General features: G+C 45.7%; 4 protein-coding genes. 2 read left to right on the top strand and 2 right to left on the bottom strand.

Features of this window, described 5'->3' with window-relative positions; all coding sequences use genetic code 11:
* Positions 1 to 140 precede the first annotated feature (140 nt).
* Together WBJ10_RS15650 and WBJ10_RS15645 are read left to right on the top strand one after the other, a co-directional pair.
* Entirely contained in the window at positions 141 to 770 is a 630-nt protein-coding gene (locus WBJ10_RS15650; protein ID WP_424291960.1) for a hypothetical protein, read from the top strand.
* A 284-nt stretch (positions 771 to 1,054) separates the two neighbouring features.
* On the top strand, positions 1,055 to 1,429 hold the full coding sequence (locus WBJ10_RS15645) for a hypothetical protein (RefSeq protein WP_424291958.1): 375 nt from the start codon (positions 1,055 to 1,057) through the stop codon (positions 1,427 to 1,429).
* A 33-nt stretch (positions 1,430 to 1,462) separates the two neighbouring features.
* On the opposite strand, the gene WBJ10_RS15640 is transcribed toward WBJ10_RS15645, so the two are convergent.
* Together WBJ10_RS15640 and WBJ10_RS15635 are read right to left on the bottom strand one after the other, a co-directional pair.
* Positions 1,463 to 2,698, bottom strand: a complete 1,236-nt coding sequence (locus WBJ10_RS15640; protein ID WP_424291956.1) for an alkaline phosphatase family protein — start codon at positions 2,696 to 2,698, stop codon at positions 1,463 to 1,465.
* On the bottom strand, positions 2,698 to 3,222 hold a 525-nt coding region (locus tag WBJ10_RS15635), incomplete at its 5' end, for a sterol desaturase family protein (RefSeq protein WP_424291954.1). The genes WBJ10_RS15635 and WBJ10_RS15640, both read right to left, overlap by 1 nt.

The raw sequence follows: 3,222 nt of genomic DNA, 5'->3' as shown, positions 1-3,222 counted from the left end.
TGGGTTCTGTACAGTCGATGCCCCCCAGGAATTCGAGGGCCACGAAGTGCACGTCTGGCTGGCTTACCGCTCCGCCGATCTGCGGAGCAATTCCAATAGCTCTTATATGGGCAATGTACTGGTCCCTAAAATCGACGACTATGAAAGAGACTAGAAATCTTTATCCTCAAACGATCATGAGGATCCTCTGCATCGGTATTCTCCTGATCTACTTCCTGATGCTGGTGATGGGTGCGAATGCGCAGACAGCCAGGCAAAAGGCAGTCAGGGAAATCTATACCAGCCAGATTGGTGTTCGGGAGAAGCATGCTAACTCAGGGGCAGAAGTAGAGAAATACCTGAGGTATGTAAATCTCCCGAAAGGAAATCCCTGGTGTGCGGCGTTTGTGTGCTGGGTGTATGGTCGTGCCGGGGTGGTCAATCCTCGTAGTGGGTGGACACCGGATTTGTTTGGGCCCGGTAGGGTGATATGGACTCAAGGTGAAAAAGGAAAGGTGAAAGGTGAAAGCTTAGTCCCGGTGAAAGGTTGCCGTGCATATCCCCCACTGGCGCCCCGCACAGCCGACATCTTCGGTCTCTACTTTCCCGAAAAGGGACGGATTGCGCATGTCGGTTTCATTGACGAATGGAATGACCAATGGTTGACTACGGTGGAGGGGAATACGGTGGAGGGGAATACGAACGTGCTTGGAAGCCGCGAAGGGGATGGCGTTTACCGAAAGCGGAGGCTTACGCGATCGATATATAAGGTAGCCAGGTACGTTCATTAGTTTAAACATGAATCAAGCAACAAGAGCTCCTCCGGGCTTACACGTACGGATATCCGGGTAAGACCCGGTTAGAATATCGACAGTTAAATTGGCTGGTGCATTACAGTTAGGGTTCAAATCCCCAATGGTGCCGTTAGTATGGTGAAGCCGAGGATCCAGGCAGTACACCGAACGCGAAAGAGGCGGTAAGTATAAAGACTCTGCTAAAAGTTTTTTTTGTAGAAATATTCGTAACCTTTCCCATACCTTTCCGTAATGAGATAAAAATTAAAAGCTCTCAACCAATGACTACCGGATACATCCAATTCGATTTTGACATTTTAAAATACTGGGCATCAAATGGTGTTGAACAATTGCTTGTTGAACCGTTTGAATGTGCTGAAGCAAGGGAATATGGGGCTAACATGCCCTTCCGTTTGAAACCAAAAAATTCTACAGAGCAAGGCCACCTTTATAAGTTGGCATCTACAGAAGTCAGTGAATTCGCCTATAACGAGAGCGAAGGCTTAACTTTTCTTGTACACGAAAGCGATTTATATATAACTACAGAGGGGGAGAAAAAAGAAAGCTGGTTAAGTTCGCCGTGGCGACATGTTCAGGAATTACCGATTTTGAACAGGCTGAGTACTCAGCTTAGCGCGATAAAAGTGACATTATAGTCATACCCGAACAACAAATTTCGCTGCATAAACCTATTTAGCAGCTATCCAACGATTAACAGTATTGTATTTACCTTCCAGAACAATCTTATAAAAATCCGAGGATGTATTAGGGTCTAGTTCGATGGTAAATTTTCCATCCTTGACCGGGACCACACCAGCCAGGGAGTATTTGTCGCTCTTTCCTGTTTCTTTATAATTATTGGTGGTGGAAACCCAAATTTTCACCCTTCCCTCCTTTTCGGCGGGAAGCCAGGAGAGATTGATTTTGCCATCGACCATCGTGGCCACAGGCTTGGTCAGTGATAGCTTGCCAGTGATTGCTACTCCGTCCAGTTCACGTTGCCTGTCCGAGGAAAGCTTTACTTTAAGGAAACGAGCAATTGTTGGTAAAATATCCACGACGCTTACCTGGTTCGACTCTCTCGCGTAATCATTAAGCCCGCTTGCGTTGGTGACTATCCACGCAGCCCGTTCGCGTTCTGATTGTCCGCCATGATCCTTGCCGGTTTCTAAGTCGCGTCCATGATCAGTGGTTACCATGATCAGCCAGTCTTCATTATATTTTTCCTTTCTCTCCCTGATCGCAGCCCATACCTGACCAACTTGTCGATCGGCAAGTTTAACAGCGTCGTAATATTGTTCGCTATCACCATACATGTGTCCCATATCGTCCGTAAACTCCAGGTAAATCCAGGACAGGTCGGGAGCGGTTTCCCTGATCGAGCGAACGGCATCATCGGTAACAGCCTGGTCTATGGCCGACATAAACTTACGCGACTCGTCATGCGGATACTTTACCGTATCCAGTTCAAGTCCGTCGAAATGGTGATCAAGCAGGATCTTACCTGTTTGCTCCAGTCCTTCGCCAATCAGCTTTGTGCGATTGTCTTCCCAGCTGGAGAAAATGGCCGTCTTCTTTTTGGGGAACTGATCCTCAAATAAACGAAAGATAGTAGGATAGTGATAGTTTGGGTTTTTAATTGAATTATCGGGAACATTATGTTTGTTAAACCAAACCCCGGTTAGCACATTGTCATAACCCGGCGCGGAGATGGTCGGTGTTTGATTGTATTCATTTAACTCTCCCCCCTGATACGCACTTAATAAGCCACCTTCTTTTGCGATAGCATCAAGGTTAGGCGTTGATACTTTTTCAAGGACATCTTTTGATACGCCGTCGATGATGATAAAAATTGCTTTCTTTTTTTGGGCTGACGCACAGGCAACACTACAGAAAAAAGCTACTATTAGTATTATTCTTTTCATTATAAATCCAAATTTGCCCGGGTGAGTCCCGCTTTCTCCTCCTTCTCTATCCCAAACACAATTTCCTTAGCAGGATCCCTCCTGTAACTTCCAAAAATCTTATCCCAATAAGGCAATACAGAACTATAATTCGAATTTGTTTCTTGAACCAGAACTGAGTGATGCGTACGATGCATCCGAGGGGAAACGACAAAATAGCGCAGAACATGATCGACGAAAGGGCTTATCCGGATGTTTGAATGATGAAAGATGACAATCGGCAAAAAGATGAAATTGTAAAGTAAAACAACCAGCGGACTGACCCCCAGAAGAATAAAAACCGGGATCTTAATCAGGTAAGAAATCAGCAGCTCGATATAGTGGAAGCGAACGGCACTGGTAGTGTTTAGTTTGGTGTCTGTGTGGTGGAATTGGTGGAACCGCCATAAAAATGGCAATTCGTGATTCAGGCGGTGCCACCAGTACATGTAAACATCGGAGATTAAAAGTCCAAAGACTACATGCAAATAAAATGGCAGGTAATT

Origin of the sequence: Daejeonella sp. (genome assembly GCF_049655485.1) — a bacterium.
Taxonomy (GTDB): Bacteria; Bacteroidota; Bacteroidia; order Sphingobacteriales; family Sphingobacteriaceae; genus Daejeonella.
Note: the sequence above shows the minus strand (reverse complement) of the source record. Positions and strands in the feature narration are given on the sequence as shown.